The 15,505-nt window shown below is 42.2% G+C and carries 21 protein-coding genes; 3 read left to right on the top strand and 18 right to left on the bottom strand.

What is annotated here, in order from left to right; translation table 11 throughout:
• Positions 1–8: 8 nt before the first annotated feature.
• The 3 genes from gerR to ACSLGF_RS00180 form a co-directional block, all read right to left on the bottom strand.
• Positions 9–548, bottom strand: a complete 540-nt coding sequence (gene gerR, locus ACSLGF_RS00190) for a sporulation-specific transcriptional regulator GerR (RefSeq protein ID WP_099725953.1) — start codon at positions 546–548, stop codon at positions 9–11.
• 135 nt (positions 549–683) lie between these two features.
• Entirely contained in the window at positions 684–857 is a 174-nt protein-coding gene (rpmF, locus tag ACSLGF_RS00185; RefSeq protein WP_008354700.1) for a 50S ribosomal protein L32, read from the bottom strand.
• A gap of 21 nt (positions 858–878) precedes the next feature.
• On the bottom strand, positions 879–1,397 hold the full coding sequence (locus ACSLGF_RS00180) for a YceD family protein (RefSeq protein WP_456001342.1): 519 nt from the start codon (positions 1,395–1,397) through the stop codon (positions 879–881).
• 206 nt (positions 1,398–1,603) lie between these two features.
• On the opposite strand from ACSLGF_RS00180, the gene ACSLGF_RS00175 reads away from it, so the two are divergent.
• A complete protein-coding gene (locus ACSLGF_RS00175; RefSeq protein WP_456001340.1) occupies positions 1,604–2,851 on the top strand; it encodes a nucleotidyltransferase in 1,248 nt (415 codons plus the stop codon).
• Between the two features lie 33 nt (positions 2,852–2,884).
• Here ACSLGF_RS00175 and ACSLGF_RS00170 read toward each other — a convergent pair whose 3' ends face one another.
• The gene (locus tag ACSLGF_RS00170; protein WP_456001338.1) at positions 2,885–3,913 is read right to left on the bottom strand and encodes a SepM family pheromone-processing serine protease; all 1,029 of its coding nucleotides are present in this window, start codon (positions 3,911–3,913) and stop codon (positions 2,885–2,887) included.
• Between the two features lie 4 nt (positions 3,914–3,917).
• Entirely contained in the window at positions 3,918–4,697 is a 780-nt protein-coding gene (locus ACSLGF_RS00165) for a patatin-like phospholipase family protein (RefSeq protein WP_249705183.1), read from the bottom strand.
• A 159-nt stretch (positions 4,698–4,856) separates the two neighbouring features.
• Here ACSLGF_RS00165 and ylbJ point away from each other — a divergent pair, with 159 nt between their 5' ends.
• Entirely contained in the window at positions 4,857–6,065 is a 1,209-nt protein-coding gene (ylbJ, locus tag ACSLGF_RS00160; protein ID WP_456001336.1) for a sporulation integral membrane protein YlbJ, read from the top strand.
• Between the two features lie 13 nt (positions 6,066–6,078).
• Here the strand turns inward: ylbJ and coaD are convergent, their stop codons facing one another.
• The 9 genes from coaD to ACSLGF_RS00115 form a co-directional block, all read right to left on the bottom strand.
• On the bottom strand, positions 6,079–6,561 hold the full coding sequence (gene coaD / locus ACSLGF_RS00155; RefSeq protein WP_099725959.1) for a pantetheine-phosphate adenylyltransferase: 483 nt from the start codon (positions 6,559–6,561) through the stop codon (positions 6,079–6,081).
• A gap of 3 nt (positions 6,562–6,564) precedes the next feature.
• On the bottom strand, positions 6,565–7,152 hold the full coding sequence (rsmD, locus tag ACSLGF_RS00150) for a 16S rRNA (guanine(966)-N(2))-methyltransferase RsmD (RefSeq protein WP_456001773.1): 588 nt from the start codon (positions 7,150–7,152) through the stop codon (positions 6,565–6,567).
• Between the two features lie 282 nt (positions 7,153–7,434).
• On the bottom strand, positions 7,435–7,707 hold the full coding sequence (locus ACSLGF_RS00145) for a YlbG family protein (RefSeq protein WP_024424276.1): 273 nt from the start codon (positions 7,705–7,707) through the stop codon (positions 7,435–7,437).
• Positions 7,708–7,772: 65 nt separating this feature from the next.
• Positions 7,773–8,222: a YlbF family regulator gene (locus tag ACSLGF_RS00140; RefSeq protein WP_034318038.1), complete on the bottom strand. Its 450-nt coding sequence runs from the start codon at positions 8,220–8,222 to the stop codon at positions 7,773–7,775.
• A gap of 57 nt (positions 8,223–8,279) precedes the next feature.
• Complete coding sequence (locus tag ACSLGF_RS00135; protein ID WP_410609403.1) at positions 8,280–8,687, bottom strand: hypothetical protein; 408 nt, start codon at positions 8,685–8,687, stop codon at positions 8,280–8,282.
• 72 nt (positions 8,688–8,759) lie between these two features.
• Positions 8,760–9,008: a YlbE-like family protein gene (locus ACSLGF_RS00130; RefSeq protein ID WP_039178297.1), complete on the bottom strand. Its 249-nt coding sequence runs from the start codon at positions 9,006–9,008 to the stop codon at positions 8,760–8,762.
• A gap of 19 nt (positions 9,009–9,027) precedes the next feature.
• Positions 9,028–9,441 (bottom strand): YlbD family protein, encoded by a 414-nt coding sequence (locus ACSLGF_RS00125; RefSeq protein ID WP_456001333.1) that lies wholly within the window; start codon positions 9,439–9,441, stop codon positions 9,028–9,030.
• 109 nt (positions 9,442–9,550) lie between these two features.
• A complete protein-coding gene (locus tag ACSLGF_RS00120; protein WP_456001331.1) occupies positions 9,551–10,594 on the bottom strand; it encodes a CAP domain-containing protein in 1,044 nt (347 codons plus the stop codon).
• Between the two features lie 122 nt (positions 10,595–10,716).
• A complete protein-coding gene (locus tag ACSLGF_RS00115) occupies positions 10,717–11,139 on the bottom strand; it encodes a CBS domain-containing protein (RefSeq protein WP_230031484.1) in 423 nt (140 codons plus the stop codon).
• 161 nt (positions 11,140–11,300) lie between these two features.
• Between ACSLGF_RS00115 and ACSLGF_RS00110 the strand changes: the two genes are divergently transcribed.
• Complete coding sequence (locus ACSLGF_RS00110; RefSeq protein WP_456001329.1) at positions 11,301–11,666, top strand: YugN family protein; 366 nt, start codon at positions 11,301–11,303, stop codon at positions 11,664–11,666.
• A 34-nt stretch (positions 11,667–11,700) separates the two neighbouring features.
• Here ACSLGF_RS00110 and ctaG read toward each other — a convergent pair whose 3' ends face one another.
• From ctaG to ctaD, 4 genes are read right to left on the bottom strand one after another with little or no spacing between them, the layout of a single operon-like run.
• A complete protein-coding gene (gene ctaG, locus ACSLGF_RS00105) occupies positions 11,701–12,579 on the bottom strand; it encodes a cytochrome c oxidase assembly factor CtaG (protein ID WP_456001327.1) in 879 nt (292 codons plus the stop codon).
• Positions 12,580–12,609: 30 nt separating this feature from the next.
• On the bottom strand, positions 12,610–12,939 hold the full coding sequence (ctaF, locus tag ACSLGF_RS00100) for a cytochrome c oxidase subunit IVB (RefSeq protein WP_024426910.1): 330 nt from the start codon (positions 12,937–12,939) through the stop codon (positions 12,610–12,612).
• A 2-nt stretch (positions 12,940–12,941) separates the two neighbouring features.
• Entirely contained in the window at positions 12,942–13,562 is a 621-nt protein-coding gene (ctaE, locus tag ACSLGF_RS00095; protein ID WP_456001325.1) for a cytochrome c oxidase subunit III, read from the bottom strand.
• Positions 13,562–15,433: a cytochrome c oxidase subunit I gene (gene ctaD, locus ACSLGF_RS00090; RefSeq protein WP_456001323.1), complete on the bottom strand. Its 1,872-nt coding sequence runs from the start codon at positions 15,431–15,433 to the stop codon at positions 13,562–13,564. The genes ctaE and ctaD overlap by 1 nt, the downstream gene beginning before the upstream one ends.
• Between the last annotated feature and the right edge of the window lie 72 nt (positions 15,434–15,505).

Raw genomic sequence — 15,505 nt, 5'->3', positions numbered from 1 at the left:
GCGTTTACTTATTTAGCGTAGTCTTTTAAGCTGATATTCTGTTTGACTCTTTCAACAATACCAATGAGCGCCCGGTAATCTTCTTCTGTCATTTTCAATTGGCGCTTCAAGTGTTCATTTTCTTCTGTGAGCGCCTTTAATTGATGATGTGCATCCTTTAGCTCCTCGCGTAAATAAGCGGGACCAGAAGGCTCTTTCTCAAGCTGCTCTAAAAACTGAATCACTTCTCGAAGGGTCAATTCAGCATGATCTGAAGATGTCTTCTCCTCTATTGTTAACGCATGCTGTGGTAAACCTGAGGAATGAATACCGATCTTTTTACGCAGTTCTTTCCGCTGTTTTTTCGCCAGTTCAATTCCTGCTTGATACTGTTTTCTGACGTAAGAATTCCACCTGAATCCACATGCTGCAGCCGTTCTCGACAGTGCTTTCCCGACTTCCTCAAATGCGGAAAGCTGGGTCCCTCCATCTCGAATATGTCTTAAGACGACTTCTGCTAAAAGTAAATCTTCATCTTGTGTCCATGCGTCCTGCCTTGTAATCGTCAATTAATCATCCCCCCTGAATCTGAATACCACATCATATGCGCCTACTAGAGTAGATAGACTATTTGCAGGAGAGAAACCTAAAAAATAGACAAATAAAAAAACGCAAGGGAAGATTCCCTCACGCTTTTTTATAAATTAGTTGCTTTTTACGTCTTTGCCTTTGTATGTTCCGCAAGATTTGCAGACACGATGAGAAATTTTCATTTCACCGCATTCTGGGCAAGCTACCATACCAGGTACTTGTAGTTTGAAATGCGTACGACGCAATCTTTTTTTCATTTTAGAAGTTCTTCTAAAAGGTACAGCCATTATTCCCACCTCCTTAAAGAGTTAAGATTCATTATTTTCTTCTAAGAGCTTCTTCAAGCCTTCCAGACGCGGATCAATTCGGTTTTGATGTGCATCTTCCGAAATGACCGCCCAGTCATGACCTTCTTGTGGTGCAGCACCTTTTACGTCTGTTTGGTCGCAAAAGATTTGCATCGGCACTTCAAGAAGTATTTCTTCCTTGACGATAGGCGTTAAGTCGATGATATCGTCTTCTACAACGGAAACGTCTTCATCTTCTATATCGTCTGTCTTATGAAGTACAAATAGTTCTTTCGTTGAAATCGCAAATGGATAATTTACATCAACAAGCGTTCTTGAACAAGGCAGTGTCATTTCACCTGTGATGGTTAAATCAAATGCGACTTGCTTTGATTCGATCACTCCAGTCCCTTTCACCTCTACTGGTGAAATGCGACGTATATCTGAATGAAGGCTAGTAAGTTCATTTAAGTCAACCGTCTCATGAAAATCGAAGCTGTTTTTAGCTTTTTGATGTAACTGATAAACTGTCCATTTCAATTGTATCACCTCTAAGAGCAACAAACATGATTATAGCTTTCATCATGCTATTTGTCAATATTTTTTCTTTACAGTCCTTTGTGATGTCAGAGGGTTGTTTGACATCAGTTCCTTGAATGCCTACACTGAAAAAAATGGGCTTCATTTTTCCCTTATGCTACTGTAGCATAGACCATTTAACCATAGCAAGAAAGGCGGAACATCTATTGAAATCAGTGGGAGTCGTTGTAGAGTACAATCCATTTCATTATGGACATGCCTATCATGTTCGTCAGGCGAAAAAACAAACCTCCTCAGATGTTGCCATTGCCGTCATGAGCGGTTCCTTCCTCCAGCGCGGAGAGCCTGCAATCGTCTCAAAATGGGCACGTACAAAAATGGCACTGCAAAACGGTGTAGACATTGTATGTGAGCTTCCATACATATACGCTGTGCAAAAGGCAGAAACCTTTGCAAATGGCGCTGTGTCGATCCTAGACGCTTTAAAATGCCGCACTCTTTTTTTCGGAAGTGAGGATGGGGACATCAACGTATTTGAGCGCACAGCTCATGCTTGGCATGAGAAAAAGGCAGAGATTGACCTTTTAACAAAAGAGAAGGTCAAAAAAGGTCTTAGTTATCCGGCAGCTACAGCCACAGCGTTTCAAGAGGCCATTTCCCTTGAGCACTTACTGGATTTGTCTAAACCGAATAACATTTTAGGCTTCCATTATGTAAAGGCCATCTTAGAGCGATCCCCTCACATACAGCCTTTTACCTCTGTGAGAATTGCGTCTGATTATCATGATGAAGAACTTCCTGTAAATCAGCAAATCGCAAGCGCAACAAGTATTCGAAAAGCCTTAAAAGAGCACGGCTCATTTGAAGCGGTCACACCCTATCTCCCGGACGCTACTTTAAAGCAATTACACAACTATCATTCTTCATATGGTCTTTTACATACACAAGAAGCCTATTTTAGCTTCTTAAAACATGTCTTTCACACAATGAATACGGCTGAACTAGAAGACATCTATGAAATCGAAGAAGGCATCGAACACCGCATGCAAAAGGCGATCACACACGCGTCCTCCTATGAGGAATATCTATCACTTGTGAAAACAAAACGATATACGTGGACTAGGTTACAGCGGATGAATACGCATCTCTTAATGAGAGTGAAGAAAAAGACAATGCATGAACTGCTTGAAGAGAAAAAAGCACCCTATATTCGTTTACTCGGTATGTCAAAGAAAGGGCAGCAATACTTATCTCTTGTGAAAAAAGAATTGGACGTACCGCTTGTGAGCAAGCTGTCTTCCTTTTCACATCCCGCACTTGATCTTGATATTCGCGCTTCCCGCGTCTTCAGCCTTCCCATCTGTGAGCCAATGCAAACGAACTTAACGGAAGCAGAGTTTAAAACCTCACCGATCCGATATGATGAAGAGACTGATCTCTTTCTCTCTCCATAAAAAAGAGCAGCCTTGGTGTGGGCTGCTCTTTTATCATGATGCTTTCTCTTTTAATTTGTTTAAATAGTTCAGTGCATCTTGCATTGTATCTACAGGGACAATTTTCATATCACTTTTAATATCTTTCACTGTTTTGACTGCATTTTGGTAGTCTGAGTTTGGATCGCCTTTATCGTTTGGCGCAAAGAATATGTCTTTTCCGGCTTTATCTGCCGCCACGACCTTTTGATCGATTCCGCCAATTGGGCCGACCGTTCCATCGGCGTCAATCGTTCCAGTCCCCGCAATCGCATAGCCATGTGTTTCGTCTTCTTTTGTCAGCTGGTTATAAATTTCAAGCGACATCATTAAGCCTGCTGATGGGCCGCCAATATTTTCAATATCCACTTTAATCGCAGGTGACACTTTCACATGACGGTCTGTAAACAATGACACACCTATTCCGACTTGTTTTGGCTCTTCTTTAAATGGTTTTAATGTCACTTGCTGTGTGATTTCTTTGCCGTCTCGTTCAAGGACAAAGCGGACAGATGTGCCTGATTTTTTACTGCTGATATATGAAACCATTTTATCAGCTGAATCATAGGTCTTGCCATCAACGCTTTTGATCCGGTCGCCAACTTCAATTTTTCCGTAAGCAGGCATTCCTTTCATCACGTAGCTCGCATATACCCCGTTAAACGTATAATCTACTTTTTTTCCTGCTTTTGTATATGCTGCAATCATGGCATTTTCTTGAGAGCTTTTCATCAGTTGAAGCTGTCGTTTCATATAATCTTCATCCGATTCTCCGTCCGCTTTAATGTTTTCTTCCGGGACGATCTCGTCATACTTGTTCATTTTTGCAAGCAAATACGTATATGGGTTTGCTGGACCTACTTTAATGGTCATAAGAGAGAAGCTGCCCTTCTCGCCATATGCTCCGTCTACTTTAATGTGCGGAGCAATCTCTGTTGCATCACCCGGCTTTGTCACGTAATACGGCAGTTTCACAAAGGTTAAGCCAAATAATACAAGGACAACCACAAAAAAGCTGAGCCAGCGAATATTCAATTTTTTCATTCGATTAACACTCCCATTTATCAATGACATCTTTCAGTTTCCCTTTTAGTTGGTCTGCGGCGAGCTCACCTGCTTCAATCATCTCTTGAACCTGTGTAAACGCACTAGAGCTATATGTTTCAAGCCTCGGCCGGATCATGAGATCTGCGTGAATGGTTTGATGACGAACCAATTCATTTTGAAGGATGTCCAAACTTTGCATAATCACATCCGATAATCTCGTCGCCTTTTCTGTTTTTTTCACCCTTGATACATCAGAGGCGATAATGAGGTCTGCACCCATTTCTTTTAAAACAGAAACAGGAATGCGGTCAACAACCGCTCCATCTACTAATTGTCTACCGCCCATTTCGTGCGGAACAAACACACCCGGAATGCTAATACTCGCTCTGACTGCTTGTGAGACAGACCCTTCTTTGAACACAACCTTCTCCCCTGTCTCGAGGTCACAGGCGACAATCGCAAGAGGCATTCGCAATTCCTCGATTTTTTTCCCATATGTAAACGTGTGGATCAGCTGCAAAATTCGATTTCCTTTTAAAAGACCGATTTTTGGCAGTGTATAGTCAGCATAATACTTTCTTCTGAAGACAAGTGCAAGTTTTTTCATTTTTTCTACGTCTTGTCCTGCCGCATAAAAGCTCCCAACAAGTGCGCCAATACTGCTTCCAGCAATCATATCCACCTGAATTCCTTGTTTCTCAAGACTAGATAAAACTCCGATATGTGCCATTCCCCTAGCACCTCCAGAGCCTAGCGCAAGCCCGATGACCGGTCGCTTCATGAAAATCCACCTCCTCTTTCTATGCATATATACGAATCTATAGGTCTAAACATGCCCCTTCTGCTCGTATAGTAATAGAAGACAGGCTCGGCTAGTTTTTTTCTTTTTCTTTGATCACGAGCTCGCCAATAGATCATAACGGCAAGGGGCGAAATCTCCATGAAAAAATGGAACACTCTGTTCATCGCTGCTTTTTTTATCTTTTTAACAGCCACTGTGATTACACATCCACAAGCCTCTTTGCAAGCGTCGAAAAATGGACTTGCAATGTGGTGGGAGGTTGTATTTCCATCATTGCTTCCTTTTTTTATTTTGTCCGAGCTATTAATTAGTTTCGGGATTGTCAGATTTGTCGGGGTGTTATTAGAGCCATTTATGCGCCCCATCTTTCGAGTACCTGGTGTAGGCGGATTTGTACTAGCTATGGGAATGGCCTCAGGCTTTCCTTCTGGCGCTAAATTAACGACAAGACTCAGACAGGAAGGACAGCTGACGAGAATCGAAGCAGAGCGCCTTGTTTCATTTACAAATTCATCGAATCCATTGTTTATTTTCGGAGCGGTGGCTGTTGGTTTTTTTCATCACCCAGCTTTAGGGATTGTTTTAGCCTGCGCACATTATTTAGGGAATCTCGCTGTTGGTGTGACGATGCGGGGGTATAAAGCGCGGCATGATGCGCATCTTAGAAGCCGGAAGGGATTTTTATTTCCACCGTTTAAAGAGGCACTCAGCGCCCTTCATACAGCAAGACTCGAAGAGAAAAGACCGCTCGGCCAAATTTTAAGCGATGCTGTCATGTCGTCCATTCAAACACTTTTTATGATTGGCGGCTTTATTATCTTATTTTCTGTCTTTAGCAAAATGCTGGCAGTTGTTCATGTGACAGACCTGCTCTCCATAGGAATCGGATATATGCTGCAAACGATGCACCTTCCGCCAGAATTAGATCTAGCCATGATTGCCGGTTTATTTGAAATCACATTAGGAAGTCAGCTAACGGGGTCACAAGAGGTTACCCTGCTCGCTAAAACCATTGTGGTCAGCTTTATTTTAGGATTCAGCGGGTTCTCTGTTCAAGCCCAGGTAGCCGGCATTTTGGCGGCAACCGATATACGCTTTAAACCGTTTTTCTTCGCCCGTTTGCTCCACGGGATTTATGCAGCTGTCTTTGCCTTTTTATTATTCAAACCTCTTTATGTATCTCGATCAGACATGGCTCTTCCAGCAGGAGCCTTTGAAGCAAGCGAGCAAGTCGTCATGTTTAGCAGTGTGCTCTGGAATCAGCTTGTGACAGCTGGCCCTTTGATCACTTTGTTCAGCCTGATCGTGTATATTGCTCTATATTACCAGAAAGTAAAAAATGGATGAGTGCACGAGGCACTCATCCATTAAATTTTTCTTTCAGCGCTGCTTCTACTTCTTTTGGAACAAGCTCTTTGACAGATCCATTGTATTTCGCTACTTCTTTGACAATGCTTGAGCTTAAGAAGGAGTATTGATTATTGGTCATCATGAAAAACGTTTCAATTTCATCATCTAAGACTTTATTCATCGATGTGCCTTGCATCTCATATTCAAAGTCCGTCACGGCTCTTAGCCCACGCAAAATGACTTTGGCCTCTTTTTGTTTCGCATAATCAACAAGCAAGCCATGAAAGGATTCAACTTTGATATTTGGCAAATCCTTTGTCGCTTGCCTAATGAGCTCACACCGTTCTTCAACTGTAAACAACGGTTTTTTTGATGAGTTATTTAATACACATACATACACTTCATCAAAGATATTTGCTCCTCTTTTAATAATATCCAAATGGCCCAATGTGACTGGATCGAAGCTACCCGGACAAACGGCTATGTTCCCCATGCTTTAATTTCCCCGCTTTCTATAGATCGTAATGCCAGTCATTCCGTACAGTTCCCGCCTTGATATGTGGAGCTGTCCAGCTTCCTCAGGCAGCGTGACGTCTTTATCATGCTCACATACGATCACGCCATCATCTGTTAATAAGGAGTGCTCATCAATCATTTCAAGAAGTGCCTTCAGCTTTTGATCCTTATACGGCGGATCAAGAAAGATAGCTTGAAAGGATTCCTCTCGTTTTACAACGGCTGTGAGAGCACGCTTTGCATCATTTCGAAATACTTCACTTTGATCCTTCAGCGACAATTGATTCAGGTTTTCTTTAATTGTCTGAATCGCCTTCATATCTCGATCAACAAAAATGCAATGATCGAATCCTCTAGAGAGCGCTTCAATTCCTAAACCACCGCTTCCCGCAAATAAATCAAGGGCCCTCCCGCCATCAAAATACGGGCCAATCATATTAAAAATGGATTCTTTCACTTTATCTGTCGTCGGTCTTGTTGATTGACCTGGTACCGCTTTAAGCGTGCGGCCTTTTCTCGTTCCAGAGATGACTCTCATTTTCCCACCACTTTTTCTGCTTGCTTCTATTGGTCACTGTCTTATGACAAAAAATTCAACATTATCTTACCACATCCACTCGGCATGGGACAATGCGCGTAATTTCATTCATTTTCTATGTATAGATGACGGGAAGCGGGGCCATACTACTTGTAACAGCATCTGATGTGGTGCTGTTGCCAACCGCGGAGAAGACTTACGTTTCCCCATAAGTTCTTCCTCCGGTTTCTCCTCTCCCTTTGCCTTCTCCTTAATGAATCATTAAGAATAGAAGGACCCCGCGGGTGATGCCGCGGGGGTTTTTTTGTGTCTTTAAAAGCCCACCTTATAATCATATTCTTTTGCTTTGTCCAATTTGGATTCGTACTCTAATTTAATAAAAGGTTTATATGAAGGCTCAACACGTTTTACAAATGGCAATGAGCTCAGCTTTGCCATATGGCGCTCGAGATCATCCATATCACAATAAATCACTGCATATTTCATTTTCCTTGAAATATAGTGAACATTCCCAAATTTTCTTAGCGCTTTTGACTGCTTTAACGAATGCAGCCAAACGACCATCCCTTGACGTTTGGTTTCCATCTTTTCACCTGCCGCTTTTCAATTCTTTCCATTCATTATGTAAAAGACGAGACGTTCAAGTCTCGTCAAGATACTTTACAGCCACAGCTGCCTCCTGATCCACAGCCACCGCCGCATGATGATAGACCATCAAAATATGGGTTCCCTGTTGGAACTTTAATATATGCTGATACAGCTTGACCGATTTCAATACTAATCTCATCTAAGATGGATTGAACCGCTGTTTCTGCTTTTTTGAAATCAACCACTGTATCGTGAAGATCTAGCTTTCTTTTGACCTCACGCATTTCCTTTGAGATCGTTCTATAGTCCGGATGGTATTTGCCGAACCGCTGCACATCCTCATATTGCTCTTTTACTTTTGTAAAGTGGGCAATAATTTGTTGGGCTTCTTCGTCTTGCTGGAGACGCTTAAAGCAGTTGCGGTAATGTTCAGCCTCCTCCGACTGAAGAATCATGGCAGCCAATTGATTTGCTTCCTCTTGGAGTTCCACAGATTCGATTGTCGCATACATAAATGTTGCACCTCCAATTCATAGTTTACCACGAAACCTATGGATCAGAAAATGCTTTTACGTGACAAATACATCCCACGTTTCCCTTTTTTGTTTATAATCTGGATGACGGGAATTCAGCACAACGGTCATTTTATGCTTTCCTTTTGAAAGGTGCTTGACCACAAACGCAGCAGTATACTCATTGCCCGCACGTTTCCCATCTACATACACTGTAAAATACCCCGCCTTCTCATCCTTCTTCCCAAGTGAAGGCTCAAGATGGAAATCTTGAAGTGTACTTTCTATATAGACAGCCGATCCCTGCACTTTGTATTTTAAAAAGCCTTGCTGCTTCATTTCACTTTGAGCTTGCTGCATCACTGGTACAGCTGGATCTTGCTTGATCACTTGCTCTTCTTCATGTTGACTTTGACACCCGGTGACAAGAAAAAGCAATGCGCATATTGACAGCATCCATTTCATCATCTGATTCTCCTTTCGTCTACTTTCATAGGATGCTCATGAAATAGACATCTTAATCAACTCAAAAAAGCCTCACCCGGCTCCATTTTGATTGCGCATTGCTTGGAACATTTGAATCATCATTTCAGCCATTTGGACACTATTGCTCAACTGACTCACACGATGAGGAATGGTTTTTTCGTAAAAGTTCATTTTATCTAATTCAAAGGAAGATAGATTTTCAGGATGTCGAGTCAGCTGTCTGTACCAAAGAGGACGCTGTCTAATGAATTTGATTCGATCCTCCTCGGCCATGACAAACTCCTGTACTTCTTTCCGCACCAAAAACATCCCCTTTCAATTAATCTTTCCTGAAGGAGAATGGGTGCTGACTGCCTCCAGATGAACCTTTTTTTGAGCTATTTGATGAAAATTGACCGAGTAAGCTTTGTAAAGAGGAAATAGACTGGCTCATTTTGTTAATCTGTTCATTCATTTGATCAGCGTCCATTTTTTTCACAGCAGAAACCATTTTAGACATAAAATCTGCTTTTCCCGGTTCACTTGTCTTAGAGCCTTTTTCGTCTTTTGCTTCTTTAGATTGCGTTTGCCGATAAGGAGACCACATCTCATCTTCCTCACCAAACATGACCCAATTTTCGTATAAACTTTGCCAGCTTTTTTCTTGCGCTTGCACTTCTTGAATTAACTTCGGATGGCGTCTGACGAATTGTTTAAATTCATCAATGGATGTTTGTTTTTGCTTATTTGTCATATCCTCACCCCCCATACAAATGCCTACTATACTATATACACCAGCATCTGTTTTGGTGAGCCTCTTTTTTCATATAAAAAAACAGCTGCGGTTGTGCAGCTGCTTTGTTTTAAGATGTTTTCTTGATGAAGTTTTGAGTATAGTATTTTTCTTTCACACCTACGCCAAGGTGTGTGTAATCTCCATTTAATAACGCCTTCCGGTGACCTTCGCTATTGAGCCAGCCTTCTACAGCTGCTGGTCCATCTACATAGTTATATGCAATGTTTTCACCTGCGAGCTGAAATGCGACCTCGCCTCTTTCTAATCGGTCTTTTAGCGTACCGTATTTTTTAGACTCATGGGAGAAATAATGATTCTCTTTCATGTCCTCACTATGCATGAATGCCACTTCGGAGGTTTCATCGTCCCACTTTAAGGTCGGCAGGTTGTACTTATGGCGGATAATATTGGTCATATCAAAAATTTGTTTTTGACTGGAAGCTTCGATATCCTTCCACTTTTCGCCTGATATCGCCTCAGGTTCTATCAATTGACCTCGATAAACAACCTCATACGGCTTTTGTTTCACAAATGTATCTGCGTTAAAGGCTCTGATACTCGAAAGGATGCTTTCAAACTTATCCATGTAAAGCTGGACATAGACATCATCTCCCACTTTCACTGTTGGCCTTGTATTCATATCATTTTCTGAGAATTCAAAGCGGTATGAATTTTGATCATCCTCTACATGAATGTAAGGCGCGATTTGTGTTTTTTTAAACACTTCACTTGTGGCTTGACCGATTTTAAATGGTTCAACATTCAGCCCGTCTCCTGTTGCAAACAAAGTCACCACTTTACTATCCTTTACCCCTACTTGAATATAGTGCTTCTTCGATTGGTTGTATATCCACCAGTCATAATCATATGCGGAAGGATCAATGCGATCTGGTTCTCCCAGCTGTTTAAGCACTTCGTTTGATGATTTTCCCATAAAGGACATGAGGCCCTTTTTTGGGATGTTGATCGGCTTATCGCTAGATGTTTCTTCATTAGACACCTTCGGTTCATTGCTGCTTTCTTTTTCTGGTGAAGATCCATATTGAATAAACAGAACGTACGTTCCGGATATAATCAGGAGGATGAAGAGTGTTTTGAGCACAGTTTTCAAATAAACACCTCCGTTAAATTGGCAAGGTACAAAAAGTACCTTCTACTGTCATTTAAACAAAACTTGCTCCATTTATCAACGACAATACAGCCTATTTAACACGAATTTAAAATATGCCCCTGTTAATGAAAAAATCCTTGCCTGTGATCTTGATCTTGTTGAGAGATTTCAGTGAGTGCATCTCCCGCACGATCATTTGACAAATCTTCAACTGATAAATCTCCAAGAGCTACAATCCCCGTTAATGCTCCGCTTTTAACGACGGGAATGCGGCGGAGCTGGTGCTCTGACATCAACCGGACAATTTCTTCAAGCGTCGCATCTTCTTCGGCTGTCAGAACTTCCTTCGTCATGAGTGCGCCAACTTCCTGTGAGTTTGGCTTTTTCTCAGCAATGCCTCTGAGTACAAGGTCACGGTCTGTCACAATTCCAACAAGCTGATCTCCGTCAACCACTGGAATGGCACCGATGTCAGCATCTCTCATTTTTACTGCCGCTTCATAAGAATTGTCGTCCTTTTGGCACGTCACTACTTTTTTTGTCATAATATCTTTGATTTTTTTCGTTTTCACGTTGATTCCTCCATCTATTATTTTCTTTATTACTGTAACCAGCTTATAAAAGAACATACCTTTCACAGTTGAAAGTTTAACGCTTTCATACTATGATTGTCAGTAAAGGGAATTTTTATAAGGAGGGGTTTTGGGTGAAGTTTGAAAGTACGGGGATTGAAAAGGTATCAGCTGACTTAAATAAATTAGATTTCATCATGGAAAGTGAAGGATTTGTACGAGCCGATCAATGGGATTATGAGCGTGTGACGTATGACAGAAAGTATAGTATGGTTGAAGGGACATTTTATTTACGGATCTCTGGCTACGCCACTGAAGGAGATGTCGGTTCCAAAAAGGCACACATTCAGCTTCTGACACCTTTACTTGGAAAACATTATTATCCGCATGGTGTAGAATACGGCGAAGACGAAGATTTCCCTAAACCTCTTATCCAATCAAGCAAACAAACGCTTGACCGACTGAAAGAAAAACTAGAATCAATGACTGCTGAAGCATAAAACAAAGCACAGCCCAAGCGGCTGTGCTTTAAATTTATTCATATTTCGGAATGAGCGCATCTGGCACGGCATCTTTCGCTCTTTCTTTTCTTGCCCAATCAAAGAACACAACAGCAAGAATAGATCCATAAACGATCTCCTGAATAATTTTCATCAAAATAGCGCCTAGCTGCTGATCCTCCAGCAGCGGCAAGGTATGAAACATATCAGGGCCAGTTAGTGCAAGACCTGCAAGCATATCGCTTGGCACACATAGATGCAGAGCTTGTATCCACGCGCCGGCATCTGAATAGGTCGCATAGATCGGTGCATCACTAAACATGATGAGTGCGCAGGCAGGTGTCATCAATATACCGTCTGCCATGATATAACCAAGCTTTAAAATGCCTGTGATCTGCGGCTGACTTTGGACTTTATGGACAAGCGGCCACCACATGAAAAAGGCAGCGATAAAAATAACAACCGTCATCAACGCATGATAAAACGGATCTGTCTTCACAAAATCAAACACAAGCGGGATGTGATAAAGCGAAAACAACCCGTTAAACCCAAGCAGAGCAATCAAAGGCTTGGAAAACAAACGGAAAATAGCCTGAATGCCTGGTGTTTGAATGATCCGCTCCCAAATGGCCGCAGGTAAACCTGTGATCAGGAGTGGCGGGATGACTAAATATAGTACCGCCATTTGCGCCATATGTGCGCTGAACATAATATGCCCCATTAAATCAATTGGGCTGCCTTTCACGGCATATAACAGTACAAGCCCAGTCAGAAATAGCGTTTTCTCTTTCACCGTCGCACGGTGCTTTCCCTTTGTAACGAGAAGTAGATAAAAAGCAGCTGCTAATACAATACAAATCAAATAGTAGGGACTCCATAATGCTCGAAATCCGAATATCTCTAAGTTCTCCATTGCTGCGCCTCCTTCAAGGGCAAAGCGGGCTTACCACCAAATAATGGTCAAAAAGGCTAAAACGGTAATAAACGCGACAAATACACCTGAGTAAAGAAACAACGCGGGTGTTTCATGCCCTTTTTGGTTCATGTGCATAAAATAATAAAGCTGAAAGGCCACCTGAATGCCTGCAAGCAGTAAAATAAATGGTACTGCGAACCAATTCCCGACGTCTTCAGAGGCGATCGTTAAAAATGCAACAAATGTTAATCCAATCATCAAGCCGAAAGAAATGAGCTGATGCTTCATTTCTTCGGCATTTTTCTTTTTACGGTATACAAGATCAACTTTGGACTGATTTGTGTTTTTATTTCCCATTCTTATCCCACCATTCCCATTAAATATACAACGGTAAAGATGAAGACCCACACAACATCAATGAAGTGCCAATAAAGACTTGCCACATAATATTTTGGCGCATTGTATAAATCTAGCCCGCGTCTCATATTCCGAATCATAAGAGCGGTAATCCAGCATAGTCCGAAGGCGACGTGAGCTCCGTGAGTTCCTACAAGTGTATAGAAGGCAGAGCCAAGTGCAGAGCTGGTAATCGTAAATTCATACGCATGCACATAGTGATAAAACTCATAAATCTCAACCCCTAAAAATCCAGCACCTAATAGAACGGTCACGCCGAGCCAAAGCTGCATTTTTTTAAAGGCAAAGTTTTTCATATGATACATCGCATACACACTCGTTAAACTGCTCGTTAACAGGAGCATTGTGGCGATAAAGACAATTGTGATGTCAAACATATCAGTGGTTTTTGCTCCGCCTGCATTTGAGTTTTTCAGCGCCAAGTAAGTGGCAAACAAAGATGCAAACAGAACAGTTTCTCCCCCAAGAAACAACCAGAATCCGACGAACTTATTCTTTCCTTCTAACGTGGCTTTCTCAGGCGAAGCCGGAAAGGTTTCCGCTGTCATTTTTTGTGGTTCCATTATGCTTTCACCCCTTTATCATCGTCATCGGTCAAATCTTCTTTGTGAATATGGTATCCATGATCATCTTTAAGAGACCTGACCAGCATGGTCGCAAACGTAATGCCAAGACCAATGAAGATCACCGGAAGCCCCCAGCTGTGCTCTTGACGATACATGAAGCCAAACGCTGACACAAATAGACCGAATGAGATAATGACAGGTAAGATGGAATTATTCGGCATGTGAATATCATCGAGCGGTTCAGATGCTGTCATTCCTTTTTTCCCATCCATTTTCTCAATCCATAATGGATCAAGTCCTCTTACTAGTGGAAGCTGTTTAAAGTTATATTCTGGCGGAGGTGAAGACACTGCCCATTCAAGCGTTCTTCCATCTCCCCAAGGATCGCTCGATACACGCTCCCCTTTTGCTGTTGTCCAGATGACGTTAATCAGCATGATGACAACTGCTACAAACATAAACAAAGCACCTATTGTACTGATCAAGTTCCCAAGCTCAAGGCCCTGACCTGGCAGGAACGTAAAGACACGGCGCGGCATGCCCCATAACCCCAAGAAATGCTGGATAAAGAAGGTTAAATGGAAACCGATGAAAAAGAGCACAAAGCCAATTTTCCCAAGCTTCTCATTGAGTATTTTTCCAAACATTTTAGGCCACCAGTAATGCACACCTGCTAATATACCGAATACCACACCACCGATAATCACGTAGTGGAAATGCGCCACAACAAAGTACGTATCATGGAACTGATAATCAGCTGCAGCTGCTGCAAGCATGACACCGGTTACCCCGCCAAGTAAGAATGACGGAATGAATGCAACGGAATACAGCATCGCTGTCGTAAACTTCACGTTACCGCCCCATATGGTGAGCAGCCAGTTAAATACTTTAATCCCTGTTGGCACCGCAATCGCCATAGTGGCTACGGCAAAGATCGCATTTGCAATAGGTCCAAGCCCCGTTGTGAACATGTGATGCGCCCACACCATGAACCCTAGGAAACCAATCAATACAGTGGCGAACACCATTGACGAGTAGCCGAACAATCTTTTTCTTGCAAACACTGGAATGATCTCAGAGAAAATTCCGAATGCTGGCAGGATCAAGATATATACTTCCGGGTGTCCGAAAATCCAGAACAAATGCTCCCAGATGATCGTATTCCCTCCAAGCTCTGGATTGAAAAAGCTCGTATCAAACATTCTATCAAGCATCAGCATCGCAAGCCCTGCTGTGAGCGGCGGGAATGCGAATAAAATGAGTGCAGATGCGACAAATGTCGTCCAAGTGAAGAGCGGCATTCTCATATACGTCATACCAGGCGCTCTCATATTAATGATCGTCACAAGAAAGTTGATACCAGCAATCAGCGTACCAATCCCCGCTATCTGCAAACCTAAAATATAGAAATCCATGCCATGCCCTTCTGAATTCAGCGTGAGCGAAGCGTATGCAGTCCAGCCTGCATCAGGTGATCCGCCTAAGAACCAGCCAAGGTTTAAGAAAATTCCTCCGAAAAAGAATAGCCAAAAACCAAGTGAATTCACAAACGGAAATGCTACGTCACGTGCACCAATTTGAATTGGTACAACCGCATTCATTAATGCAAATAAAAGCGGCATTGCTGCAAGGAAAATCATTGTCGTTCCATGCATCGTCATGATTTCATTGTAAACCCCTGCACTAACAAAATCATTTTCAGGGATGGCTAGCTGAATACGGATAAACATCGCTTCTAGGCCGCCAACCAAAAAGAAAAATCCCCCTGCCACTAAATATAGTATGGCAATTTTTTTGTGGTCAACCGTCGTCAAGTAATCCCATAAGACAGCGCCAAACCCCCGCTTTTTAGCTATTGTACTCACCATGAAATCCCCCTCTTATCTCCCATTTGCCCCTTTTCATATAGATGTCTATCTTAACGATCTTTAAAACAGACT

It is taken from the genome of Bacillus sp. A015, assembly GCF_053851875.1.
The sequence above is the reverse complement of the archived record's forward strand: the minus strand, read 5'-3'. Positions and strand labels throughout refer to the sequence as shown.